Annotated in this window: 19 protein-coding genes; 15 read left to right on the plus strand and 4 right to left on the minus strand. The window is 34.8% G+C overall.

Annotation, left to right across the window (positions count from 1 at the left end):
* The first annotated feature begins 16 nt into the window (after positions 1–16).
* The 8 genes from NV377_RS10710 to NV377_RS10745 all read left to right on the plus strand — a co-directional run bounded on the left by NV377_RS10710 (position 17) and on the right by NV377_RS10745 (position 10,809).
* Positions 17–1,549, plus strand: a complete 1,533-nt coding sequence (locus NV377_RS10710; RefSeq protein ID WP_258201215.1) for a sugar ABC transporter ATP-binding protein — start codon at positions 17–19, stop codon at positions 1,547–1,549.
* The gene (locus NV377_RS10715; RefSeq protein WP_258201216.1) at positions 1,521–2,531 is read left to right on the plus strand and encodes an ABC transporter permease; all 1,011 of its coding nucleotides are present in this window, start codon (positions 1,521–1,523) and stop codon (positions 2,529–2,531) included. Before NV377_RS10710 ends, NV377_RS10715 begins: the two co-directional genes overlap by 29 nt.
* Positions 2,528–3,559, plus strand: coding sequence for a galactofuranose ABC transporter, permease protein YjfF (gene yjfF / locus NV377_RS10720; RefSeq protein WP_258201217.1), 1,032 nt, complete (start codon positions 2,528–2,530; stop codon positions 3,557–3,559). Before NV377_RS10715 ends, yjfF begins: the two co-directional genes overlap by 4 nt.
* 143 nt (positions 3,560–3,702) lie before the next feature.
* Entirely contained in the window at positions 3,703–4,758 is a 1,056-nt protein-coding gene (locus NV377_RS10725) for an ABC transporter substrate-binding protein (protein WP_258201218.1), read from the plus strand.
* A 79-nt stretch (positions 4,759–4,837) separates the two neighbouring features.
* Positions 4,838–6,646: a cache domain-containing sensor histidine kinase gene (locus NV377_RS10730; RefSeq protein WP_258201219.1), complete on the plus strand. Its 1,809-nt coding sequence runs from the start codon at positions 4,838–4,840 to the stop codon at positions 6,644–6,646.
* Positions 6,647–6,684: 38 nt separating this feature from the next.
* Complete coding sequence (locus tag NV377_RS10735; RefSeq protein WP_258201220.1) at positions 6,685–7,890, plus strand: response regulator transcription factor; 1,206 nt, start codon at positions 6,685–6,687, stop codon at positions 7,888–7,890.
* Positions 7,887–9,770 carry a substrate-binding domain-containing protein gene (locus tag NV377_RS10740; RefSeq protein ID WP_258201221.1) on the plus strand — a complete coding sequence of 628 codons (1,884 nt, stop codon included), beginning with the start codon at positions 7,887–7,889 and terminating at the stop codon, positions 9,768–9,770. The genes NV377_RS10735 and NV377_RS10740 overlap by 4 nt, the downstream gene beginning before the upstream one ends.
* A 271-nt stretch (positions 9,771–10,041) precedes the next feature.
* Entirely contained in the window at positions 10,042–10,809 is a 768-nt protein-coding gene (locus NV377_RS10745; RefSeq protein WP_258201222.1) for a class I SAM-dependent methyltransferase, read from the plus strand.
* 29 nt (positions 10,810–10,838) lie between these two features.
* On the opposite strand, the gene NV377_RS10750 is transcribed toward NV377_RS10745, so the two are convergent.
* Together NV377_RS10750 and NV377_RS10755 are read right to left on the minus strand one after the other, a co-directional pair.
* Positions 10,839–11,090 (minus strand): P-loop NTPase family protein, encoded by a 252-nt coding sequence (locus NV377_RS10750; protein ID WP_258201223.1) that lies wholly within the window; start codon positions 11,088–11,090, stop codon positions 10,839–10,841.
* A gap of 78 nt (positions 11,091–11,168) precedes the next feature.
* Entirely contained in the window at positions 11,169–11,372 is a 204-nt protein-coding gene (locus tag NV377_RS10755) for a shikimate kinase (RefSeq protein WP_258201224.1), read from the minus strand.
* Between the two features lie 172 nt (positions 11,373–11,544).
* Between NV377_RS10755 and NV377_RS10760 the strand changes: the two genes are divergently transcribed.
* The 7 genes from NV377_RS10760 (at position 11,545) to NV377_RS10790 (ending at position 24,818) form a co-directional block, all read left to right on the plus strand.
* Positions 11,545–11,979 carry an RNA polymerase sigma factor gene (locus NV377_RS10760; RefSeq protein ID WP_258201225.1) on the plus strand — a complete coding sequence of 145 codons (435 nt, stop codon included), beginning with the start codon at positions 11,545–11,547 and terminating at the stop codon, positions 11,977–11,979.
* Between the two features lie 402 nt (positions 11,980–12,381).
* Positions 12,382–14,067, plus strand: a complete 1,686-nt coding sequence (locus NV377_RS10765; RefSeq protein ID WP_258201226.1) for a DNA cytosine methyltransferase — start codon at positions 12,382–12,384, stop codon at positions 14,065–14,067.
* A 339-nt stretch (positions 14,068–14,406) separates the two neighbouring features.
* Positions 14,407–15,837 (plus strand): ATP-binding protein, encoded by a 1,431-nt coding sequence (locus NV377_RS10770; RefSeq protein WP_258201227.1) that lies wholly within the window; start codon positions 14,407–14,409, stop codon positions 15,835–15,837.
* The gene (locus NV377_RS10775) at positions 15,818–18,616 is read left to right on the plus strand and encodes a Z1 domain-containing protein (protein ID WP_258201228.1); all 2,799 of its coding nucleotides are present in this window, start codon (positions 15,818–15,820) and stop codon (positions 18,614–18,616) included. Before NV377_RS10770 ends, NV377_RS10775 begins: the two co-directional genes overlap by 20 nt.
* The gene (locus NV377_RS10780) at positions 18,600–19,556 is read left to right on the plus strand and encodes a PD-(D/E)XK motif protein (RefSeq protein ID WP_258201229.1); all 957 of its coding nucleotides are present in this window, start codon (positions 18,600–18,602) and stop codon (positions 19,554–19,556) included. The genes NV377_RS10775 and NV377_RS10780 overlap by 17 nt, the downstream gene beginning before the upstream one ends.
* 11 nt (positions 19,557–19,567) lie before the next feature.
* Positions 19,568–21,625, plus strand: coding sequence for an AIPR family protein (locus NV377_RS10785; RefSeq protein ID WP_258201230.1), 2,058 nt, complete (start codon positions 19,568–19,570; stop codon positions 21,623–21,625).
* A gap of 667 nt (positions 21,626–22,292) precedes the next feature.
* Positions 22,293–24,818: an AAA family ATPase gene (locus NV377_RS10790; protein WP_258201231.1), complete on the plus strand. Its 2,526-nt coding sequence runs from the start codon at positions 22,293–22,295 to the stop codon at positions 24,816–24,818.
* Positions 24,819–24,971: 153 nt separating this feature from the next.
* Here NV377_RS10790 and NV377_RS10795 read toward each other — a convergent pair whose 3' ends face one another.
* Positions 24,972–25,385 carry a DUF7832 domain-containing protein gene (locus NV377_RS10795; protein WP_258201232.1) on the minus strand — a complete coding sequence of 138 codons (414 nt, stop codon included), beginning with the start codon at positions 25,383–25,385 and terminating at the stop codon, positions 24,972–24,974.
* 38 nt (positions 25,386–25,423) lie between these two features.
* Positions 25,424–26,560 carry an ABC transporter permease gene (locus NV377_RS10800; protein WP_258201414.1) on the minus strand — a complete coding sequence of 379 codons (1,137 nt, stop codon included), beginning with the start codon at positions 26,558–26,560 and terminating at the stop codon, positions 25,424–25,426.
* Between the last annotated feature and the right edge of the window lie 2 nt (positions 26,561–26,562).

The following is a 26,562-nucleotide window of genomic DNA, read 5'->3' on the forward strand; positions in this document are numbered from 1 at the left end:
GGGAGGAGTGGTGAAAATGAGTGGAGACGTATTATTGAAGCTAGATGATGTAAGTAAAACATTTCCTGGTGTGAAGGCGCTTAGTAACGTAAGCTTCACCCTCAGAAAAGGCGAGGTCCATGCATTGATGGGAGAGAACGGTGCGGGGAAATCAACTTTAATAAAAGTATTAACAGGTGTCTACTCGATGGATACAGGCAAAGTGCAGTTGAACGGGAAGGAAATAGAGGCTAAATCCCCACAGGATGCGCAGTCTCTAGGAATCAGTACCGTTTATCAGGAGATTAACTTATGTTCAAATCTATCTGTAGCTGAAAATTTGTATATCGGTCGTTTACCAAAGCGTAGAGGATCGATTGATTGGAAGACAATGAATGCAGATAGCGAACGGTTGCTAAAGCGATTAAATCTTAACTTGGACGTTAAGCAACCTCTATCAGATTTCTCGGTTGCGATTCAACAAATGGTCGCTATTGCTAGAGCTGTTGATATGTCTAGTGGGGTTTTGATATTGGATGAGCCGACCTCAAGTCTTGACAATCAAGAAGTGCAGCAGCTATTTACCGTTATGCGAAAGCTTCGTGATGAAGGAATGGGGATTGTGTTTGTTACTCACTTTCTTGATCAAGTTTATGATATTACGGATCGTATTACGATATTGCGTAATGGAACATTAGTTGGCGAATATGAGACAAGTACGTTGTCGAAAAATAGTCTTGTTTCTCATATGATTGGTCGTGAATGGAAGGAAGAGGACGAGCATCGCAAAAAAGAAGCTACGCATACCTCTGAGGTCGTAATGTCAACGAAAAGCTTATCGAGAGAGGGATCAATCAAACCTGTCAGCCTGTCCGTTAAAAAGGGGGAGGTCGTCGGGTTGGCTGGACTATTAGGTTCTGGACGTTCTGAGTTCGCAAATCTTATATTTGGTATTGATCAATCAGATAGCGGAGTATTAACTATTGGATCTGAAACAATGCAATCCATGAATCCGAAGAAGGCGATTCGTAAAGGAATAGGTTTTTGTCCAGAGGATCGTAAAATTGCAGGTATTGTTGGCGAGCTGACAATTCGTGAAAATATTGTGCTTGCGCTTCAAGCTAAAAAAGGTATTTTTAATTATATTCCGCTGAAAAAGCAGCAGGAAATTGCACAGAAATTTATCGATTTACTACGTATTAAAACACCTAGTATGGAGCAGCGAATTGATAATTTGAGCGGCGGAAACCAACAAAAAGTTATTTTGGCACGCTGGCTTGCAACAGAGCCCAATCTACTAATATTGGATGAACCGACAAGAGGTATCGATATTGGTTCAAGAGGAGAAATTCGTAGACTAATTTTGGACTTAGCCAAATCAGGCCTTTCAATTCTAATTATTTCCTCTGAACTACAGGAAATGATTGAATGTGCGGATCGAATCGTTGTATTGCGTGATCGTATGCAAGTGGGAGAAATTAGCGGCGAGCATATGAATGAAACGAGTATTATGAAGATGATTGCAGAAGGAGGCGGGACGAATGAGCAATATTCGCAAACTGGCAGCTAAAGTTATGCATACAAAAATAATTTGGCCGATTACAGCATTAGCTACTATTCTGCTATTTAATCTATTTTTTGTCCCTGGTTTTTTTAACCTAGAAATAAAAAACGGTCATCTCTTTGGCAGTTTGATCGATATATTGAACCGTGCGGCACCAATTATGATTATTGCAATCGGTATGACACTCGTTATTGCGAAGGAAGGTATTGATATCTCCGTTGGCTCCGTTTTGGCAATAGCAGGAGCGGTTGCAATTTCGTTAATTGGGGTTGTGCCACTTTGGGTAGCGATTGTCGCTGCAATGGTTGTCGGAGTACTATGCGGACTATGGAATGGTGTATTAATAGCTTACCTTGGGATACAGCCAATGGTAGGGACATTAATATTGATGACAGTTGGTAGAGGGATTGCACAATTGATTACAGAAGGTAGAGTGCTGACTACAGATAATGCAGCATTTGGATTTATTGGAAAAGGACACTTTCTTGGTTTGCCTTTCTCGATCTTTATCGCCGCTTTCGTTTTTCTATGTGTGCTCTATTTGAAAAAACGTACAGCATTAGGCTTATTTTTGGAAGCAACAGGTACGAATCGGATTTCTAGTGAATATGCAGGAGTTGAACCACGCAAAATCTATCTATTTGTCTATATTGTGTGTGGACTATGTGCGGCAATTGCTGGACTGTTAGTGAGCTCAAACAATAGTAGCGCGGATGCTAATAATGCCGGATTATGGATTGAATTGGATGCTATTCTAGCAGTTGTAATTGGTGGAACTTCAATGCGTGGCGGTCGTTTCTTCTTAGCAGGTACCGTTATAGGAGCACTATTCATTCAATCGTTAACGACAACTATCTATTCTATGGGGGTACCGCCTGAAAGAATTATGGTCGTAAAAGCTATTGTGGTAATTGTAGTTAGCTTGATGCAATCCGATAGATTCAGAAAGATGTTCCAACAGAAGAATAAAAAGGTGGTGATCGGATGAAACTGAATCTCCGAATAAACCAAAACAACATCATTGTCTTGTCGACATTGTTACTTATCATTTTGTTATATGGTGCTGGTTCTGTCTTATATACTGGATTTTTCTCTTGGCAAGTATTTTTTAATTTATTTATAGATAATGCTTACTTAATTATCGTGGCAACGGGACTTGCTTTCGTGATTATAACTGGAGGAATCGATTTATCGGTAGCCTCAGTAGTAGCTTTTATAAGTGTCGTCTCGGCATCACTGCTTCAAGGAGGCATGAACGCTTACCTCGTAATGGCGATCTGTTTAATTATTGGTATTTTGTTTGGAGCAGGTCAAGGATTTCTTATTCAGCGATTTAACCTACATCCATGGATCGTTACGCTTGCAGGCATGTTTCTAGCGAGAGGCGCAAGCTACTTTATTACAACACAAAGCATCGTAATAGAGAATGCAACTTATACAGCAATTTCGAAATTCAAAATTAATTTGGTAGGCTCAAACTTTATTTCTGTTAGCGTTATTATTGCTTTGGTGGTCGTTGTCCTCGCTATCTATGTAGCAAAGTATACGGAATTTGGTAGAGCGGTATTTGCAGTTGGAGGCAATGAGCGTTCCGCTGTACTTATGGGGCTTCCCGTTCCTCGTATAACAATACTAGTGTATACGATTAGCGGATTTTGCTCGGCGCTTGGTGGTATTGTATTTACGTTCTATATGCTCTCTGGCTACAATCTTCATCTAATGGGAATGGAAATGGATGCAATTGCTGCTTGTGTAATCGGCGGCATTTTACTGACAGGTGGCTTTGGCTACTTGATCGGACCATTACTAGGTGTAATATGCTCTGGTATTATTCAAACGATCGTAATGTATCAAGGTACGCTTAGTTCATGGTGGACGAAAATAGCGGTAGGATTTCTACTATTTCTATTTATTCTTTTGCAGAGGGTTATCGTTATTCGTAGACAAAGACGTCGCGTCACGATTCATGTTAATGAAAAGCCAAGCAATGAGAAGAATGTACCAGCAGCAGTTTAAACTATTACATCTATAGAAATTATAAATTAGTAAATAGTGCTGAATATAGCAAATTATAACTGTATTTTGTAAATACAATTCATTCAAAAAAAATTATATTGATAATGTCAGGAAATAACATAATATAAAGGGAGGAAATAAAAATGTTTAAGCGTAAAATGAAACCTTTAGTAATGACAACGGTATTAGCAACGGTCTTATTACTATCGGCATGTACTAGTAATACAGTGAATGGCAATGGAGGAAAGTCTAACAATACTCCAAGTACTCCAAAAACTGAGAATGCAGCTCCTGAAACGGATAACACAGAATCAGACAAGAAGATCGTAGTTGGATTCTCGCAAATCGGTGCGGAGAGCGGCTGGCGTGATGCTGAAACACAATCTATCAAAGATACTTTCGGTAGCGACGCTCAATTCGAACTGAAATTCTCCGATGCACAACAAAAACAAGAAAATCAAATTAAAGCTATTCGTACATTCATATCACAAAAAGTAGATGCAATCGCACTTGCACCAGTGGTTGAATCTGGTTGGGAAACAGTATTGGAAGAAGCAAAAGCAGCTAACATTCCAGTATTCCTACTTGATCGTACTGTAAAAGTAAGCGACGAGTCTCTTTACACTTCTTTCATAGGTTCTGACTTTATTCTTGAAGGTCAAAATGCAGCAAAAACAATGATGGAGCTTCTAGGAGAAGACAAGCAAGTTAACATCGTTGAGCTTCAAGGAACAGTTGGTGCGAGTGCAGCTAACGATCGTCAACAAGGATTCAAAGAAATCGTAGACGCTAACCCTAACTATAAAATCATCAAGTCACAATCTGGTGACTTTACACGTGCAAAAGGTAAAGAAGTTATGGAAGCATTTTTGAAATCAGATGGTAAAAATATTCAAGCTGTATATGCTCACAACGATGATATGGCGCTAGGTGCTATTCAAGCGATTGAAGAGTATGGTTTGAAACCAGGCGTTGATATTTTCATCGTATCAGTAGACGGAATTAAGCCAGCATTTGAAGCAATCCGTGACGGTAAATTGAACGTAACAGTTGAATGTAATCCGCTATTAGGACCACAATTAAAGCAAGCTATTCTTGACTACAAAGACGGTAAAACGTTAGACAAATGGATTAAGTCAGATGAAGATGTATACTTCGGTCAAAAGGCAATCGATGCATTGCCAAATCGTACGTACTAATCTGGGTTTCAGTTTATTGCAAAGAGGCATTTGCCTCTTTGCAATTTGTTGTTTTCCATAATAAGAAATAGGTGAGTGTGTGTTTGCAAACATCATAAGATCCAAAGTTCTCGAGCAGCATCGTAATAGAAGTATCAGATTTAAACTTCTCATTTATTTTGTAATCATTATATTATTATCTACTGCTACTTTGAGTGCAGTAGGGACAACGGTTTATAAACGGTCAATCGTAGAATCAACGAATGAACACACCATCCAAATGATGGGTCAGGTCAAAAAAAATATTACGCAATATTTTAATCAAATGGAAAATATTTTGGCTTATGTAGCAAATGATGATAAAATTATGTCCTTTTTTCTTGAAGCTTCAGCATCAGATGGAAGCACCAATGTAGCTAATAGCAATGATCTTTGGGAAAATGCGGGAAAAGTGATTGAGATGTACGAAAGTATACATCCTGAGATTTCAGGTATTTTGATAGTGAATAAAGCAGATCAATATATGAGTAACAAACTGGATCGAACAATTCGTGATCCATTAACCTCTGAAACATGGTATAGGGAAGCAGTAAGCAGACCCGATGAGCTATTGCTTATAAGTAAGCCAATTGGGAGAAATATTACATCTAAAGATAATTATAGTGCTGATCAGGTACTGTCGTTCGTGAAGGCCATCAAGTCACTGGACACAAATGAAGTGTTAGGTGTTATTTTGCTAGATATGAAGTTAAGTGTTATCCAAACCGCGATCGAGTCTGTTTCTTTAGGGAAAAGCGGATTCGTCTACATTACTGATGAACAAGGCGGTATCGTATATTCTCCAGTCAATTTAATCGTTTATAGGATAAATAACGAATGGTTAGAAAGCGGTTACAATAGTGTGGTTGAGAAAATAAATAATCGATCCTTTCAAATTACTCAGGATCAATTTGAACATACAAATTGGAAAATAGTTAGTGTATTCCCTCTTGATGAATCGAGGGCATTCGTGATTGAGTGGCAATTATATACAATATTAGTTGTCATTCTTACTATTATACTTGCCGTTATCGTATCGTGGTTTTTTACGAACTCAATTATTAATCCTGTTCGTAAGTTGCGCTTCATTATGCAGAGAGTTGAGGAAGGCGAGTTGCATCTCAGGTTCAAAAGTGGTTCTAATGATGAAATAGGTCAGTTAGGAGATAGTTTTAACAAAATGGTTCAGGAAATTGAACAATTAATTCAAATGGTTTACTCAGAACAAAAAGAGAAGCGAGAAGCCGAATTGAAGGTATTACAAGAACAAATCAAGCCGCATTTTCTATATAACACTTTAGATACCATTCAGTGGATGGCTCAAGATCGCGGAGCTGATGATATTGTCGAAATTATTAATGCACTCACGAACCTATTTAGAATCGGTCTTAGTAGAGGAAATGAGACTATCTATTTGGAAGATGAGATCAAGCATGTCAACAGCTATTTAATTATTCAAATGATGCGATATGAGAACAAACTTAGTTATGAAATAATGGAAGTTCCCGAAATTGTGAAATACAATCAAGTACTGAAGCTGATTCTTCAGCCTATAGTTGAAAACGCTATTTATCATGGTATTAAGATGAAGAAAGGGAAAGGTCACATTCGAATTGAAACGAAGCTCAATGAAAATCATACTGTACTTTCTGTAATTGACAATGGAATAGGAATGAAGCAGGAGCAATTGGAACTGCTTAGACAAGGGTTAAACAATATAGGAAACTCTGAACGTCATAACGGCTTTGGTTTGTTCAATGTCAATGAACGTATTCGACTAACATATGGCGTCTCTTACGGTATTCAAATACAAAGTGATTATGAAAAAGGGACCAGAGTAGATGTTTATTTACCGTTTATGAATAGCTAATCAGAATCTAGATTCCAGTCATTGAAGGGGAGAACATAATGTGGAAATTAGTTATCGCTGATGATGAACCAAGAATTAGAAGAGGGCTGAAGCAGGTACTTCCATGGGAAGAGCTTGGTATTGAGGTCGTAGGAGAAGCTGAGGATGGTATAGAAGCGCTAGAGATTGCTAAGTCTACAAGACCGGATATTATCTTTGTTGATATCAATATGCCATTTATGGATGGACTAGATTTTGTAGAGCAGTTGCAGCTCGAGTATAAGTGCTTGGTTATCGTAATTACTGGGCATGATGAGTTTAGTTATGCGCAGAAGGCTGTAAAGTTGCAAGTATTTGATTACGTATTAAAACCTGTAGTTAAATCACAACTTCTAGAATTGATCGAACGAGCGATTATAGAGCTCAAGGACAATAAAATAGAAGAGGGATTCCGTATCTATGCTAACAAGCAACTTCAAAATAATTCTGTACTAATTAGGGATAGCTTTCTTCGGAGGTGGGTAGCCGGGCTACTAGAGCAAAGTGAGGTAAGTAGAAATATAGAATATTTGCAACTCTCGATTAGTGCATCAACTCGTAAGGCTGTTTTCAAAGTAATTCAGAGCACAAATGTTGGCATAGTTAAAAAAGAATGGAGTAAGGATTTACTAGAGTTTGCAGCTAAAAATATAGTCGAAGATATACTTGAAAAAAAAGCTCCACATATTGTATTCCTTGATGATAAAGGACATATTGTCGTTTTTTCACCCATCGAGAATGAAAGTGAATGGATTGAGCAATGTACGTCCATTCAAAAAAAGTTTGAAGAAATTTTAGCGAGAATGGTTATTTATATGGACAGAACGATGGGCGAAAGTTTTTACGATGCAGACAAAATTTATAACGAGCTAGTAAAAGGGATCAATATAAAGGCAAGTCTATCACCTGTTGTTTTGCTTGCAAAAAAAATTGTAGAGCAAGCCTATTCGACTCCCAATCTTACACTACAAGAAGTTGCGGATCAGGTAAGAGTAAGCCCAACCTACTTAAGCAAGCTATTAAAGAAAGAAGTTGGTTCGTCGTTCATCGATTATTTGACAGAGGTTCGAATCAATAAAGCTGTGTTACTAATGAATGATCCAAGCTTTAAAGTTTATGAGATTGCAGAGAAGGTGGGCTATAATAGTCAACATTATTTCAGTAATGCTTTCAAAAAGATAACGGGAGTTTCTCCGATATCATACCGCAAAGGTGGTCGAACATGAAGGGAATACAATTTAAGTTCATGCTCTTTATTGTTGTATTCATGGTGCTTATATCGTTATTCTCTTGTAGTAATCAGGAGTCCTCACTAACTGACAAAGAAGTGAAATATCTCATTGGTGTGTCGCAGCCTAATTTGAATGAACCATGGCGTGTTGTCATGAATGAAGAGATTAACTTATATGCAGATACCTATCCAGATTTACGAGTTATTTTTACTGATGGAGGAAATGATAGCAAACAGCAAGAAGAGGATTTACATAAATTGATGGGCTACGGTATTGATATTCTTATTGTCTCTTTGGATGATCCGATTCTTTTAACCCCTACGATAGCTGAAATTTATAGCAAAATTCCGGTAATTGTACTTGGGCGTGGTGTAACAGGATATGACTATACGTTATACATCGGCACAGATAATCGACTTATTGGGAGTAAGGCAGCGGAATACGCTAAGCAACTGTTAGGTAAAGAAAATAACCGAATTGTGGAGATTCTAGGACTCCAAGGATCGCCAACAGTTGAAGAGCGTAGCGAAGGCTTTCGTGAAGCGCTCTCCAATCGTCAAGATATTATGATTACCCAATCTATTTATGCAGATTGGCAGCGTGATAAGTCAGAAGATGAGCTTACAAAAAGTTTAGAGGATGCTAACGAAATCGATCTTATATTTGCCCATAATGATGCAATGGCACTAGGGGCCTCGTTAGCTTTGAAAAACAAAGGAATTTCAGGCGTGAAAATTATTGGAGTAGACGGTGTTAAGGGTGATAACGGAGGGCTGAATCTAGTAAAAGATGGAACTCTTATCGGAACATTTACAAGTCCTACCGGCGGTGGTGAAGCGATAAGGTATGCGATAGATATTTTGAATAAAGAGAAAGGCATTCCGAAAAAAGTTATTTTGCGAAGTCATCAGATTACAGCGGAAAACATAAGTGTTTTCGAAGATAAGCAGATTTCCTCTCAAGGACAACCGATTAGGCAAGTTACAGAATCTGATCCTATTAAAATTGGATTTGCACAGGTTGGTTTGGAAGGCGGTTGGCGTCTAGCACATACAAATTCTGTTATTAATGCAGCTAAAGAAGAGGGCATTGAACTGCTCTATGAAAATGCATCTTTACAGCAGGATAAACAAATTGAAATTATTAGAAACTTTATATCCAGCAAGGTAGACTTTATTGTATTTTCTCCGGTTGTGAAGACGGGCTGGGATGAGGTGTTGCAGGAAGCGAAGCTTGCAGGAATTCCAGTTATTTTATCCGATAGAGAAGTTAAAGTAAGTGACGATTCTTTGTGGACAGCTTATATTGGTTCTGATTTCGTGGAAGAGGGTCGGAGATCAGCTCGTTGGCTTATTCATGAGATGAAAGATGTCAAGGAGCCGGTGAATATCGTGGAGCTTCAGGGAACGAAAGGATCGGACCCTGCTGTAGGACGTAAACAAGGGTTTGAAGAAATAATTCAAAATGAGCATAATTATAGCATCATACAATCATTGCAGGGTGACTTTACAATGGAAACTGGAAAGCAGCTTATGCTTGAAGCACTAACTAACCATGGTAGTAATATTGATGTCGTGTACTCTCATAATGATGATATGGCTCTCGGAGCAGTTGAAGCGATAGAGCAATATGGGTTGAAACCAGGCAAAGATATTAAAATTATATCGATTGATGCTACAAAAGCAGCATTAAAGGCGCTTGGCATCGGAAAATTGAATTTTGTGGTGGAGTGTAATCCATTGCTTGGACCACAGCTTATGAAGGCAGTGAAAGATTATATGGCAGGTAAAGAGCTACCTATGAAAATAATTACTTCTGAAGGAGTTTTCACACAGGAAACAGCCAAGAGAGCATTGGCAACTTGGGAATACTAATATTATCCTCTACTTCACTAAAGACTAGAAAACATTTGATTTTTTCATCGAATATTTTCTAGTCTTTTTAATGTCTTAATAACTCATCCTATTAACGGGAGATCAATTATAGTTTATACCTATAATTGAGATAGGATATATATATTTCACTTATAGAAAAAACTATAACAAAATGTAACTAATAAATGATTGATTCGTTAGCTATAAATGTTTGTTGTGAGAGTGTATTACAATTAGATGTACATTACTAAGTCTAAGGAGCTGGTATGCTATGGATTCGAGTCAAGTTTGGAAGTCGGACTTATATGACAAAAGATTAAGCTTTATTTCTGAATTTGGTAAGGGGGTTGTGGAGCTTCTTAACCCTATAAAAGGAGAGAGTATCCTCGATCTGGGTTGTGGAACAGGAGACTTGGCATATGAAATTTCTAATTATGGAGCGAATGTTCTCGGCATAGATTTCTCCAAAGAGATGATTGAAAAAGCTCGAGAAAAATATCCTCATATTAATTTTCAAATTGAAAACGGTGAAGCTTTTACCGTTGAACAATCGTTCGATGCTGTCTTTTCTAACGCAGCGCTACACTGGATGAAAAATCCAGAGAAAGTGTTAACTTGTGTATGGAATGCACTATCCAATGGAGGAAGATTTATAGCTGAATTTGGAGGATGCGATAACGTTGCAACTATTGTCAATTCTATCAATGAAGTTCTTGCTGAAGATTACGGAAAAGATGCTACGAAGCTTAATCCGTGGTACTTTCCAACTATAGGAGAGTATAGTTCTTTGCTTGAGAAACAAGGTTTTCGGGTAACGTATGCAATTCATTTTGATCGACCAACCAAACTAGAAGACGGTGAAAATGGATTGAGAGATTGGTTGGTATCTTTTTCAGATAACTATTTCCAAGATCTCGGAGAAACAGAAAAGAACATTATATTTGCCAAAATAGCTAATAAAGCAAGAGTGGATCTATTCAAAGAAGGTTATTGGTATGCGGATTATAAACGAATAAGAATTAAGGCAATTAAGCAATAACTCCGTGTCATTCATCCAGAGTGAATTCATTATTGAATATTATTCATTACTTCTTTGTACAATTGTTCAACAGGTTGCGAGCTATCTAACTTGATAACAGCACTCTTGGATAGCTCCATCTGGTACAATTGTTCTGCATAAGTACCGCCCATACTTTGATCTTCTTCCGTCCAATAGCATTTACACCATTCCAAAAAGTCATTCGTATATAAACCATTTTCATCAAGCAACATCGAATTTAAGCCGTTTCGCTTTATTTCTCTAGTACGTAATCGTTCCATACGATCCTTCTCATCAAGGGAAAGGAATACTAGTAGATCACGATCGACAAATCCTTCAGGAAATCACGAAAAAACAGATCAAGAAACGATGTAGTTACTGTTAGTTTCTATATCATGTTGATACATAACTCTACGTAATTCTACCTGGTTATTTTCTGTAAAGAAATCATCTTTCCATAGATAATGATCGGTATCTATCCACTTTATATTCTCTTGTTCACTTATGAATTTAGCTAGAGTGCTTTTGCCGGTGCCAGAGGCACCGATTATGTGAATTTTCATGGGGAATAGCCTCCTCATTATCAAAATAACATACGATCGAGTTATTCATTGTATCAAATTTCTATTGATGATTTCAAAAAAAATGAAATTTTGATCGTAATGAAATAAAGTGTCACATTTGGGAGACTTCAATTGTTACTTTAGTAGGTATACAAGAAAGGGGGGAAAACAATTGACTAGTGAGCAGATCGAAAATCTTGTTAGTAAAGCACAGCATGGAGATCATCAAGCCTTCTCAGAACTAGTGAAGATGAGTCAACAAAAGGTATATCAATACTGTTATCCAATGTTGACTAGTCGTCAAGATGGCGAGGATATTGTGCAGGAAACTTTTATTAACGCCTTTCAGCATTTGCACCAATATAAAGATGAAGGGAACTTTATTGGTTGGTTGATGACAATTGCTCACCGATTATGTCTCAATAAGTTGAAGAAGGACAAGCGGATGTTCGCCTTACTGCATAAGATGACAATTGAGCAACCAATAATCGAAACGCGTCTGGAAGAACAAATGAATAGATCTTTAAGCTACTTAATCAACTTAAGCCCAAGTATCGAGCGATCGTCATACTTAAAGTACTTGAATCAACTGGTTGCGATTTATTAGTATATAAGTTTTGTAATGGTTGTCGCAGATCAACTACTAAGGAATTCAGTAATTTATTAATTATTTAGAAACTCTAAAGATTGGTTACTGATCTATGTTATTTCGATTAGTAACCAGTCTTTTTCTTATTGAAGGAGCAGTTACTTTATATAAGAATAGTATTAGATCGATTGTCAATCCAAATGCGACATCTCTTCCATAATAGCTTCGTGAGAAGTTCTCCAATTCATACATTTTTGTGGTCTATGATTGATCAGATATAATGAATCAACTATGTTTGTATAGCTAGTAATACAATTTTGTGATATCTTAATATCTTATATAAATTGCTTGAAAATCTTATTGAATAGTGATAAGCTGCTAGTATAAGGAACAATTGTTCGTATTTGAGGGGCGTAAATAATGAGTGAAAAAAAATTAACAGCAGTAGATTTATTTTCTGGAGCTGGCGGTATGAGTGTTGGTTTTATGCAAACCGGTCTTATAGATGTCGTTGCTTCTATAGAAAATAATGAGTCTGCTAAGAAAACTTATCAACATAATCATAGAACGTTTAATACAGATAATAAAATTAAATTTTATTCGGATATTCGAAATGTGAATTTTAGACAAGAAATACTTGCTAGCTATCCTAAAATTGATATTGTATTTGGAGGACCTCCATGCCAAGGTTTTTCAAATGCTAATCGCCAAAAAACAAATTTAATCTCAATGAACAATCAATTAGTAAAAGAATACGTACGTGCGATAGAGGAACTTAATCCTAGTTCATTTGTAATGGAAAATGTGAAAGCCATGCAATCAAAAAAACATAAGTTCTTTTATTCTAAACAAGAACATAAAGAAATTGTAGAAATTTTAAAATTAGATTTATTTTCAGAAAAATTAATTTTAGGTAATAAATCACTTGGAACATTCGAAATTATGGGATTCTTGCTTGAAAATCTGGAAGTTGAGTCATTAAGAGATTATATAATCATTGATAAATTATTGTATTCCAAATTAACTCAAATAGTTAAAAAACCAAATGAGGCAAAAGAGTATATTAAAAGAAACGAGCGAATACTAACTCGAAGTATTAATAATTGGGAGGCAATGCACAACAAGTATTGGTCTATAACGTTTAAAGAACAGTGGTTGGAACTTGGCGATTTGCTGAATCAGAGTGATCGTAGTGATGAAACTCTTTTGAAAATAATTGATATAATTAAAGAAATTGTTGAAATTGAAAAAATAATGATGCGTATGAATGAAATTCTTAATAATGGCATAGAAGTATCTACAATAAGCATTAAAGATAGTGATCTAATTATTGATGTGAAATCTTATAACGTGATGGATTATTTGTTGGCAAAGTTCAATTATTTAGGGTATAGAACTAATAGTGAGTATATTCTTAACGCAGCTAGTTTTGGTGCACCTCAGATGCGAGAACGACTTGTACTAATAGGTGTAAAGATGAATATTATCGGAGATAGCCCTGTAGTCTTACCAACTCCTATTTTTAAAGACAATCAATATTTTACTGTCAGGGATGCTATATATGATTTAGAACATATAACACCTTTTACATCGATTGAAGCGGAACGAGCTATTTCTAAAACAAAATATGTTAATGAGAATTTATTGTTACGGTATCTGAGTAGTGATACTAAAACAGTTAGAAATCATATGATGACGAATACTACAGATACTGCATTATCAAGGTTTAAAGCTTTACAACAAGGACAAAACTTTCATGACTTAGAAGAATCTTATAAATTATCTTATGCAGATCCAGATAGAACTCAAAATTCAGTGTATTTCAGACTGAGATACGATAGACCCTCTAATACAGTCATTAATGCTCGAAAATCAATGTGGATTCATCCGAGTAAAGATAGAGCAATTAGTATTCGAGAAGTGGCTCGGTTACAAACATTTCCTGATGATTTTGTTTTTATTGGTTCAAAAGATTCTCAATATCAACAAATAGGAAATGCTGTTCCACCAATTCTAGGAAGAGCAATAGCAGAAAAAATATTATATTATTTAGGGATTAATGTAAGTCTAAAATTAAGTGATATATTAAAAACCAAATATCTTTAAAATAAAATCCTGATTCTAAAGAATCAGGATTTTATTTTTTGAAAGTTAGTCTCGAAAAGTATAATTTATCTGAGAGGGATTCTTAAAATATATTGAAGTCTTTCCTTAATATTCATTAGAAATGTGGATTAATATAATTGATTATTCAAAAAAATATCTTGTTTTATGTTATTAATTAAATGTAAAAGATAAACTCTCGGGAAAATGGATTCAATAGAAGAGATAGGTTAGAATTTTATTTTTCTCATATTTCGATTTATTATTAGTCCTGTAAAATATATCAAATTTGGTGTAGGATTGTAATAATAGGAAATGAAATTTGAAACTAGGGTGATAGGATTGAAAACTGACATTATAAGACCTAATGTTACAAACTTTATTAATTCTTTAAGAGATATGGGTTACACATTTGAAATTGCGGTAGCAGATATTTTAGATAATAGTATTTCAGCTAATGCAACTGAAATTCATATACATGCTGAAGAAGATTCTAGTATTTTGTTGAGTCTATTAGATAATGGTTCAGGAATGAGTGAAACAGAATTAGTTGAAGCAATGAGATTAGGAAGTAAAAATCCAAATGCTAAACGTGCCGAAAATGATTTAGGACGTTTTGGTTTGGGCATGAAAACAGCGTCTTTTTCACAATGCAAAAAATTAACAGTAATCACTAAGTGTGATGATAAAATGTACAGTAGACAATGGGATCTAGATTTCATTGAAAATTCAGATGAGTGGAATTTGATTACACCCTCAGAAGAAATGTTAAAGGGGATTTCCCAATATAATATTTTGAAGCGGATGTCATCAGGAACTCTAATAGTGTGGCAAGAAATCGATGGATTATCAAAAGATACATTTACAGAAAAAATATATGGTTTAAGAGAACATTTGTCACTAGTATTTCATCGTTTCTTAGAAGGTGAAATTAAGAAAAAGAAATTGATGATTTCAGTGAATGGAAAAGCGTTAATAGCTTTTAATCCTTTTAATGCGAATAACCTAGCTACTCAAACTCTTCAACATGAAAAATTGAAAATAGATAGTACAATTATTACTGTGCAACCATATATTTTACCGCATCATTCAAAATTATCGCGGAATGAATATGAAAAATATGCAACATCTGAGGGATACACAAAGTCTCAAGGGTTTTACTTATATAGAGAAGGACGATTATTGATTCATGGTACATGGTGGGGATTAAATAAAGTAAGTGATGTACACAGGTTAGTTCGAATTCGAATTGACGCAACAAACCTACAGGATGATTATTGGAATATAGATATAAAAAAAGCTACCGCCTTTCCGAATAACTTAATTAAAAATGAATTGAAGCGGATTCTTAACTCAGTGTTAGATAAGGGTACTAGGCCATACACTGGGAGAGGTAAAAGGCTTAATAATATCACAAGCATTCCTTTTTGGGAAATTAAATTAGATGAGGAAAATATACATTTTTTAATTAACAAGGAACAACCAGTTTTGAGAGAGATTATGAATCAATTAAATGAGGATACAGCTATTCTATTAAACTCATATTTGAAGGCAGTTGAAGCATATTTACCTCTAACGGCTATTCAATCTCATATGCTAAGTGAACCACATAAGATAAATCAATCTGAAATATTCACTGAAGAGGAATTGCTGGAATTATCTATAAAATTAAGAACTTTGAATTTAAGTGAAGAGCGTATTGCAGAGCTTTTAAAAACGGAAATGTTTATAAATAGGAAGGGGCTATTAATTAATGATAAAACATCAAGTTAATAATTTTGAAATTATAAAAACATATATATATGATCGGTTAGAAAAAGCGATAAAACCACTAGAGGTGGGTCAAATTGAAAAGGAATTAGAGGAAGTTAAAGGTTATATGACTATTTTCACACCAGAGCAAGCTGCGGGAATCATTGCATATAACAAAATAGAAAGTTTAATAACAGTTACAGAAGATGAATGGTCTAGAATGATTAAAGAATTGAAAATGCATTTTGATGTTACCCATGAAAGAGGAACAATTGTAAGTAGTGAAGAACAACAAAAAAGAGACTTACAGTGGTGGACACGTGATGTGAAAAAAGAAATTGAGACTTATTACTGGAGTAGATACAAAAAATTCATATCACAAACTCTTCCTTATGAGGTTGTAAAAACAATAGATGAAGATACTGATGTTGTTATGAACAATCTGGCTAACCCACAAAATGAAGTGCAATTCTCAAGATATGGTATGGTAGTTGGACATGTTCAATCTGGTAAAACGGGAAATTATTCTGCATTAGTGAGTAAAGCTGCTGATGCAGGATATAAATTTATAGTTATTATCGCTGGAGGGTTAAATAATTTACGTAATCAAACACAAGAAAGATTAAATGAAAGCTTTATAGGTAGAGAAGGTATAAATTTTGTGGGTGTTGGTAACTTTGCTAATTCAGATAAAAAGCGAACACCTGTTAGTTTAACTACAAAAGTTACTGATTTTAATAAGTCAGATGCAACTGGGGCTAAACAAGGATTAGATTTAGATATGGGAACTCGTCCAATCATACTTGTAATAAAGAAAAATACAAGAACATTAACTAATGTAATCGAGTGGCTTAAATCACACTATCAAGAAGAAGTGAAAGACCATGCTATGTTGCTAATTGATGACGAGAGTGATTATGCATCGATAAATACAAAAGATGAGAATAATCCAACAAGTATTAATAAGAAGATTAGAGAATTGATTGCTTTATTTAGGAAAAGCGCATATGTCGCTTACACTGCTACACCGTATGCGAATATATTTATAGATTACAAAGCCGAATCAAAAGAATTTGGAAAAGATTTATTTCCAGAAGATTTTATCTATGCATTAGAAGCACCTACAAGTTATTTTGGAGCTGCTAAAATTTTCTTAGATCCAACGAAAAAATATTTAGCTACAGTAAAAGATCACTTAGATATTATTCCGGCTATACATAAAAGAGATTTAGAAATTGATGAATTACCCAAAAGTTTAGAAGAGGCTATACGCCTATTCATATTAAACGTAGCGATTAGACATCTTAGGAGACAAGAAGATAAACATAATAGTATGATGATACACGTCACAAGATTTACAAGGGTACATCATAGAATTTATTTGAAAGTTTCTGAATATCTAGAGAAAATTCAACAGGCTATTGTAGTGCATGGTGAATTTTCACATGAGTCAAAAAGAATAAATAATCCATATATACAGAGTTTACAAGATACTTTCATTAACATATATTCCTGTTTGGAATTTGACTGGGCAACTGTATTATCAAAGCTAAATGAAGTAGTTGAATTAATAGATACCAGAGAAGTTCATATAGATAAGAAAATTGAATTAGAATATCCAAAAGATAAAGCTGTGAATTTCATTGTAGTAGGTGGAAGCAGTTTAGCAAGGGGGTATACATTAGAAGGATTAAGTGTAAGTTATTTCTTAAGAACAACCGTTTTTTATGATACATTAATGCAAATGGGAAGATGGTTCGGATATCGACAGAATTATGAAGACCTTTGCAAAATGTATATGACAAACACTACTTTTAATAGTTTTACAACTATTATTGAAGCAACTTTAGATTTAGTTGATAGTTTGCGAAAAATGGCACGATTAAAATTAACACCTCGTGATTTTGGATTAGCGGTACAGCAACATCCAGATAGTGGTCTACAAGTAACCGCTAGAAATAAACTGAAACAAACTAAAGATATATATTTTGAGATGAAACTTGATGGTCATCTAAAGGAGACAAGTTGGATTCCTGCTAATGAAAGTGATACAAAAGATAATATAAATTTAATTGAAAATTTAGTTCGAAATCTAGGAATAACTACTTTAAATGAAAAGAAACCAATTATATGGGAAGAAAAAAATAGAAATATCGTGATAGATTTTTTGAATAACTTTAAATTTTACTCTCCAGAATCAGATGAATTCGGTATGTACTCTAGAATGCCAGTGAATTTTGTAAAAGCTTATGCTAAAGATATAGATATAAAATGGGATATTGTTTTATTTAAAGGTCAAAGCGAAGAGCCTATCATGATTGATGGAGTAAAGTACGGTCAACTTCAAGAGCGACAATTAGATATAAAAGATGATCGTTATGAATTTAGAAATAGACAGGTTTCTTCTGGTAATGCTGAAGAAGTAACATTGACTAAGGAAGAGATTAATGAACTTAAAGAAAATCAGGAGAAGAAAAAATATGCAAAAGAAAAACGAAAACAGGGATTAGTTGAGGATGATTTAATCAATAAACAAATCGAAGAGTTTTCAAGAAGGAAAGCCGCAAGGGAAAAATTAAAACGACCATTATTAATGCTACATTTGGTTGATGCTACTTTAATTTCTGATTCGGAAAATTCTCATGGAAAGAAGAAGGTTGTGGGTGCGTTTAGTATTAGTTTCCCAACAACTATAGAAAGTGGAAATCGTAACATTAAATTAAAAGTAAATCAAGTATATTTAGATAACTTAGAAAGGTCACTAGCGGAGCAGGAGGATTCAGATGATGATATCGAGTAACCCATGGGAAAATATTAATGCTGGTGCAGAAAAACTTGTTGATTCCAAATTGAAATATGATTTTTTCTGGGGAGTGGAAAAGAACGGTGATTATGCATTATATATTAATATAGATAAGGAAGAAAACACTCCTAATCAACTTTTGAATTTACAAGACATCGAAATTAAGGTATTCAATTATGACATATCTAGTTACTATCAATGGGTAATTATTCTAAAGAAAAAAGAGGATTGGCAAATATTTAAAAGACTATGTGAAGATTTAATATCTGTTGCAAGAGAAACTAAGAATGAAAAATCTATGGTTATTCAAGTGCAGAATCGTATAAATAGATGGAAAAGCTTATTAGCACAAAATAAAAATATTGTATTCTCGGTGGAAAAACAGATGGGATTAATTACTGAGTTGAAATTTCTTCATGATATTGTGGCTACTAAGTTAAGCATTGCTAAAGCTATTCAATCATGGGTTGGTGCAGATGCAGATAAACAAGATTTTTTATTAGATAAATCAGTAGTTGAAGTGAAGTCTTATCGAACATCGCAAGGTGAAAAAGTAACGATTTCATCTAAGGAACAATTATGGACCGAGAAAGAACACTTGTATCTAGTTACCTATGCGCTAACAAAGAGTGAAAGCGGAGAAAGTGTTGAAACCATTGCAAATAGAATTAAGCAACAATTGACAGTCAATAGAGAAGATGAACTGATAGAAATATTTGAAACAAAGCTATGGTCATATGGTTATTCTTCTTTAATATTTAAAGAAGAGCAATTAGATAGTTATATAGTAGATAATACAAATTATTACAATATAATAGATGGATTCCCAAGAATTACATCCATGCAAGTGGCTAATGAGATTATTTCACTTAATTATAAAATTGACTTAACTGCATGTAAAAATTATCAAATAAGTATTGAAGAATTATACTTTTGAGGTGATGAACATTGTTAGCGAAAATAGAGGAATTTCATGAAAATATGATTCAAGATATATTAGCAAGTGCTACTAGTAGATCGATGAGTTGTAGTGAAGTCTTTTATGAGCTTATTTGTGAAGAATTAGTAGAAACAGGAGAATTAGCACCAAATTTGACGAGTGCTTACTATAAACACTTAGTAGGACGTTATCCTATGGAAGTATCTGGGTTTTCTTACGATGAGGATAGACAAGTATTATCTATAGTTATATCAGAGTTATTTCAAGAGGATAATATTGAAACTTTAACAAGTAAATTAATAGAACAAAAGATAAAGAGAGCATATAATTTCGTTGTAAAGTCTATTGAAGGATTATATAGAGAATTAGAAGAGACTTCAGATAGTTTTTCAATGTCATATTTTATTTATGACAAATATCAGCACGTGAAAATCAATAGAATTAAGATAATACTAATATCAGATGGTAAAAAATCAAGATCATACAAGGAAATTATTTTGAAGTCTATAGATAGTATGCAGATTGAGACACTGATTGTAGATTTAGAATATCTTTTTAACAATTACAGCGCTCAAAATGCAGATACATCTTTTGAAGTAGATGTGAATTTACCTTGTTTAGAAGCACCAACTAATACCGAAAAGTATCGCTCTTATATGACCTTTATTACGGGAAATCAATTATATGAGATATATGATAGATTTGGAAAAAAACTATTAGAGCAGAATGTACGCACATTTTTACAATTTAGAGGTGGTATAAACAAAGGGATTCGTAACACAATAGATGGAGCACCAGAAATGTTTTTTGCTTATAACAATGGTATTACAGCAACAGCTTCAGCTCTAGATTTTAATAGTCAAGGAGACATTATTAAAATTCATAATCTACAAATAGTAAATGGAGGACAAACAACATCTTCAATTTATGCTGCAAAAAAAACGCATAAAACTGATATTTCTAATGTTTGTGTTCAAATGAAAATATCTGTGGTAGATAATACTGAAAATCACGGTGACTTTGTTGCTAAAGTAGCTGAATATGCAAATACACAAAATAAAGTTAATAAATCAGACTTCTTTTCTAATAGCCCATTCCATAAAGAATTTAAGGTATACTCATCAAAAACATGGATACCATCTAGTTCACAAGTAAGAGAGCGTTGGTTCTATGAACGTGTGAGAGGAGAATATCTAAATGAACAATCTTATTTAAGTTTATCGGAAAAGAAAAAGTTTGAAAAGTCTTTCCCTAGAGATAAAAAGATAGACAAAACTTCACTGGCTAAATCTGAAATATCGTGGCTTCAAAAGCCTAGTGTTGTATCAAAAGGCGGACAAGAAAGTTTCGTCAGTTTTGCTGAACATATAAGTTACGAACTTGAAAAAAATAATTTAACGATAACTGAGGAGTATTATAAAGATGCTATTTCACGTGTTATTTTATTTAGATCTATCGAACAGATAGTTTCTAACTCTCATTGGTATCATGGGGGGTTCCGAGCAAATGTAGTGGCATACACAATTTCATATTTTTCTTATTATCTAGGTAAAAATAAAAGTTATTTTGATTTTACACGAATCTGGGAGATACAAATTGTTCCAGATGAATTAATTAAAGTAATAGCAAATTTAGCAGAACATATTTTTAAAGTTATCACAAATCCTCCTAAAGGATCTGGAAATCCTGGTCAATGGACTAAGAAAGTTAGCTGTTGGGAATTCATTAAGGGATTGGATTACAAATTAGATATACCTAGTAACTATTTGTTAGATAAGGAACAACAAAATTTTATCTTAAAAGAAGCAAAAAAGACTAAAAAAATGGATAAAGGTATAGAGGCACAAAGTTTTGTTATCGAGGTTTCAAATAAAGATTGGTCAAAATTATTAGAGTACTATTCACAAAACTCAAATCGGACAAGTTTGAATCTAACTGAGTTTGATATTTTACTGAAATTGGCAACAGGTAAATTAGGCCTTCCTTCGGAAAAACAAGCAGTTATATTATATAAAATATATGAAAAAGCATTGAATGAAGGATTTATCATGGAAAATATCGGATGATTAAGAAGTAGAGATCAGGATGGTATTATGCTTAGTAAAAATAGTTATAACATAGACATTATTGATACAAATCATTCTGAGACTTTTACAGCTAGCAATGAGAAAAGAAACTAAGAAAAGAAAATATGTAATAATTGTCTTTTTCGATATTTAACCAGGAAATACAATGAAATAATAAAATATTAGTAAATTAAGAACACCAATTTTTCCTAGATAAGTGCCACAACATCTAGAAATACATATTGCGACCAGTACACAACACCTGTGGAGCGGGTAATATTGATGGTCAGAAAATAAAAGAATCAACCGAATAGATTAATTTACTGTGTTTAAACCCCTTAATAGAATCAAAGGTGGAAAATCTTACTTCGTTATAAAGGAAAGGAATACAAAGAGAGCTAAACCCGGCTAAACCGACGATTAAAAGGGCATGTTTCACATACGATTAAATATTTGAATTTAAGCTCCACTAAAACCATCTAAAGTGAAAGGTCCATCAACAATTATGAGAATTGTTGATGGACCTTTAATACATTCATCAACTCTAGCCACTAAGAAGTTCACCCCCAAAAAACAACTCCCACTAGACAGCCCCCACAAATTACCCGATAATTTATACAGCGATAAGGATAGCTCACGTTAGTATCACTTAAAGAAGGTGAACCCAATGTCTTGGCCAACGAGACTTACAAAACAATCACTTCCTGACTGGCTCCAGCAGATGGAAGACAATCAGAAAATCAAGCGCAAAGTAACCATAGGCGGAGAAGTCTTTTTCGATGAAGAAACAAACTATGGAGCTTATATGTGTATCGAAGAGAAGAAAAAGACATTTACCATCTCAGGCGAAATGCCATTTGCACTGCAAGAGGGACAGTCTTATCTCATCGAAGGTACAGTTACTTTATATAAAAATAGTAAGCAAATAAAGATCCATTCTATCAAAGTTGAAAAGCCAACAACTCCTGAAGGGGTTATTGTTTTCTTGCAAAGCCTCAAAGGATTGCAGAAGCGAGCGCTACTACTATATGAAACCTATGGAATAGAGATCATTGATATTTTAATGAACAATCCAGAGCGAATTGCCAATGAGATCTCTGGTATAGGGCAGAAGCAGGTAGAGAGCTGGAGTAAGCAAATAAAAGTGCTAGATGGAGACTATGATTTGCTTGCTAAGTTGATGAACTGGGGCATGACACTTAATCAAGCTAAGAAGCTGATCAAGGAGTTAGGGCATGAGGTAGATCAAGTTATTCAGAAAAATCCGTATATCCTTATTCGTTTAGTAAAAGGATTTGGATTCCGCAGATGCGATCAAATTGCGCGAGAACTAGGCTTTGATCTTACAGGTAACAGCCGTATGCTGGCAGCGATACGTTACGTATTGCGGGAGTCATCGCAAGAGGGGCATTGTTTCTTAATGCGTGAGGAACTATTGCAGAGGGTAAAAGTTACCTTAGATATTCGACTTACAGCATTAGAAATGGAGCAACTTCTTAATGAATATGAAGGACAAGCTAACATTATTTATGAATTAAGCTTACTATCCTATGAGCTTAATTATAATGAGGTTGCAGCACATTATGCGCGCTATAAAGCTGAAGGATACCGCCTGATGAAGCTGGAACATCGATTTACGGTGTTGTCATTTGAGATAGATTCGATTAATCAACATGTGCAACGATTAATTGATCGAATGAAGCTAGTTGAGTCGGATGGGCGAATTTATTTACCAGAAGTCTATCAATCTGAACTCATCGTTGCAGCCAAAATATTACGGATAATGCTTCATCCTACGATCAGTTTTGACGGAGTAGAAGGCGATATACAGTCCTATCTTCAAGTTAATCATTTGCATCTAGAATCTAAGCAGGCAGAAGCGGTTAACCACTTTACACAGCAAACAGGCGGCATGTATATTTTGAATGGCAGTGCTGGCTGTGGTAAAACATTTACGCTTAAAGTTATTTTAGCTTTATTGGAAAAACAATATGAGAAGATGAATATGCCGTTCAAAGTAAAGGTGTTTGCTCCTACTGGAAAGGCATCAAAGGTAGCGGCTAAGGCGACGGGACGAGAGTGTACAACGATTCATCGTGGGCTTAAATATAAACCAGATGGTGGTTTTGAGCATAATGAGAAGCAACCACTTGATATTGATTGTCTAGTGCTTGATGAAAGTTCTATGTTAGATATCGTACTAGCAAAGCATTTATTCAGCGCCATTCCACCTCATTGTAAAGTGATCTTTATGGGAGATACGAAGCAATTACCGAGTGTAGGAGCAGGTAATGTGCTACATGATTTAATTAGTAGCGATATGATTCCTGTCATTACACTTGATGTCGTTAAGCGTCAAGCAGAGGATTCAGGAATTATTATTAATGCTAACAAAATCATTCAAGGTGAAATGATTGATACAAGTGCAGAAACGTTAGATGCCTACGTTATTTATCAGCATGAAGCTGAGCGAGTACAAGATACGATTATTCGTTCCATTAGTAGATTGTTGCAAACTAGAGATCTATCATTAGAAGATGTCCAGGTGTTATGCCCGCAGCGTAAAGGCGAGGTAGGCACATATGTGATGAACTGGATGATCCAACAAGCATTTAATACGAATGAAGAAACAGTGAAGGTTGAAAATCGAAGGATAGCGAAGCAAGTAAGTGGTAGTGACGAAGTAGAAGAAATACCGTTATATTTTAAGCCAGGTGATAAAGTTATTCATATCGCTAACAACTATCAGATGAAATGGTATATAAAATCGAATCTAAATGTCTATGAGGAAAATAGCAAATTAGTTGGTATAACCAATGGTGAATGTGGAGTTATTGAAGAAATATATAGAATCAATCAACAAAATGATGAAGAAGAATATGTGATCGTCGTTCGGTATGAAGAAGGATACGTTAAGTATATGAATCAATTCGATGAACTCGATCATTGTTATGCTATGACCATTCATAAGTCACAAGGCTCACAATGGCCTGCCGTATTGATGGTGGTTATGATGGAAAACTATAATATGTTAGATAATAGTATTTTCTATACGGGCTATACAAGAGCCAAGGACTTCAGTTGTGTCATTGGTCAATCGAATGCGATTGCACACGCGATAGCTACATTTCGCAATCAAAAACGAAATACAAGTCTTAATGAGAAATTTATCGTTAAGGAAGATGGGGAATAGATTGAAGTATCACTACCTGTACCCATTGTGAAAAGGCTTGATGGAGCTTGGGGAAAACCCAAGCTCCATCAAGCCTTATACTAACAATACTAATATTATTGAGAGGATATATATGAGAAATGATCAGGATTGTTTTCAATTAGAAAGCTCGATTCATTTTTCAGACCAGATTTCATACTCTTCATCTAGTCGCTCACGAATCATCTCGTAATTCTCCCATGTATCAGGAACGTGATAAACAGATTCGGCATCTTCTTGATCTAGGAAATATAAATAATCGCTCATATAGCTATCGTATCCGCTTTCGGTAAAGGCATTTCCTTCCTCACTCAGCATATCAGAGGCAAGGACACCAGCAGCTTTTTTTAACAGCTGTGGGCTTGTGAGTTTTCTTGCTTTGAAAGCTTCAATGTCCTCTATGAAATCTTCCAGAAACTCTTCACTACAAAGGTCTTTTTCGATTAGCCATCCTAGAAAGAAACCAATATGTACATAAGCTTGATCTTGGGACAATTCGTTAGGGAAATCGTTCTCATAATGATATTTTGCTTTGTCGTAGGCAGTCATTAGTGTGTCTCCTTCTATCTTTTTCTAATTAATAATTATTATAAAAATTGCATACATGTAGCTACAATCAACCATATGAGTATAAATAATGCGATCAACGGATTTCGAGCCTTACGTCTAGCCATTAGTGGTTGTTCAACGAGCTTCATATATAGAGATATAAAATCTTGTTTACACCATAGTTCCCACTGCAGGTTAAAGAGATTGAATACAATATAGGCAAGGAATATTATGACAGCGAATGGTGCATATCCGGGAACTTGTGTTACTGCAAAGCAACTTACAGAAAGGAACATTAACCATACTTTCAATTGTCCTACGTCTCGCAACAAAGATTTAATATATAACTCTCCAATGATACTTCCAACATCGTTACGACTCGACAACCGCTGTGATTTTTTGAATAGTATTGGCATTTTTCGTTTGCTAGTGGAAGTTAACTCTATAGACTGGCTTAGAATCGTCCGTGTAAAAAGTATTTTATTCTCATTTGCAATAGACAAATTTTGCTGAAAGTTAAGTGGGGTCATTGCATAATCTTTAATCAGAATGAGGGCAACGACAAAATAAATAATTATGCTAATCCAGTATGGGAAAATATTTGCAAGATAAAGGAACATAGGTACTATTATGATGCAACTATTTATTATGAAAATGAGTAGTTGTAGCAGCAATTGCTTCCACCAAGCTGCAGTAATTGTCCAACGATGATTCACGATCAGAGGGATGATACTGCTTATCGCTACATATGTTACAAGCATTAATATTTGCAGAGCAGTCCACTTGCTAACTAGAACTAGAAAAGGAAGTAGTACTAACGATACACATAAGGTTATAAGCTGAAGTACGAACCATGAATACACTAAGCCAAAGCGCTTTAATGACAATAGCCAACTGGGCTTTTGGAGCAATACGACTTGATCAGCATCTTCTACAAATATTTTAATTTGACCTATGCAGACAATAATTGTAATGATGATCAGGCATACCATATCCCACGGAATATTTAATGCCCACTGTGGCATATCTATCCACCACTCCCGATAAAATCCGATGAATATAACTACAGCAGGGATAATGATATAGAGCCATACAGACCAGTCACAAATACTTTCTAATACCTTATAAATTCGCAAATAATGTTGTTTCAGTCTAACTTTGAATAATTGTGCCATTG

It is taken from the genome of Paenibacillus endoradicis (genome assembly GCF_024721975.1).

What these genes read in the sequence shown, in the direction of transcription:
- NV377_RS10710 (WP_258201215.1), top strand. Translation starts at nt 17, where the DNA reads ATGAGTGGAGACGTATTATTGAAGCTAGATGATGTAAGTAAAACATTT.
- NV377_RS10715 (WP_258201216.1), top strand. Translation starts at nt 1,521, where the DNA reads ATGAGCAATATTCGCAAACTGGCAGCTAAAGTTATGCATACAAAAATA.
- yjfF (WP_258201217.1), top strand. Translation starts at nt 2,528, where the DNA reads ATGAAACTGAATCTCCGAATAAACCAAAACAACATCATTGTCTTGTCG.
- NV377_RS10725 (WP_258201218.1), top strand. Translation starts at nt 3,703, where the DNA reads ATGTTTAAGCGTAAAATGAAACCTTTAGTAATGACAACGGTATTAGCA.
- NV377_RS10735 (WP_258201220.1), top strand. Translation starts at nt 6,685, where the DNA reads ATGTGGAAATTAGTTATCGCTGATGATGAACCAAGAATTAGAAGAGGG.
- NV377_RS10740 (WP_258201221.1), top strand. Translation starts at nt 7,887, where the DNA reads ATGAAGGGAATACAATTTAAGTTCATGCTCTTTATTGTTGTATTCATG.
- NV377_RS10745 (WP_258201222.1), top strand. Translation starts at nt 10,042, where the DNA reads ATGGATTCGAGTCAAGTTTGGAAGTCGGACTTATATGACAAAAGATTA.
- NV377_RS10750 (WP_258201223.1), bottom strand. Translation starts at nt 11,090, where the DNA reads ATGGAACGATTACGTACTAGAGAAATAAAGCGAAACGGCTTAAATTCG.
- NV377_RS10755 (WP_258201224.1), bottom strand. Translation starts at nt 11,372, where the DNA reads ATGAAAATTCACATAATCGGTGCCTCTGGCACCGGCAAAAGCACTCTA.
- NV377_RS10765 (WP_258201226.1), top strand. Translation starts at nt 12,382, where the DNA reads ATGAGTGAAAAAAAATTAACAGCAGTAGATTTATTTTCTGGAGCTGGC.
- NV377_RS10775 (WP_258201228.1), top strand. Translation starts at nt 15,818, where the DNA reads ATGATAAAACATCAAGTTAATAATTTTGAAATTATAAAAACATATATA.
- NV377_RS10780 (WP_258201229.1), top strand. Translation starts at nt 18,600, where the DNA reads ATGATGATATCGAGTAACCCATGGGAAAATATTAATGCTGGTGCAGAA.
- NV377_RS10790 (WP_258201231.1), top strand. Translation starts at nt 22,293, where the DNA reads ATGTCTTGGCCAACGAGACTTACAAAACAATCACTTCCTGACTGGCTC.
- NV377_RS10795 (WP_258201232.1), bottom strand. Translation starts at nt 25,385, where the DNA reads ATGACTGCCTACGACAAAGCAAAATATCATTATGAGAACGATTTCCCT.
- NV377_RS10800 (WP_258201414.1), bottom strand. Translation starts at nt 26,560, where the DNA reads ATGGCACAATTATTCAAAGTTAGACTGAAACAACATTATTTGCGAATT.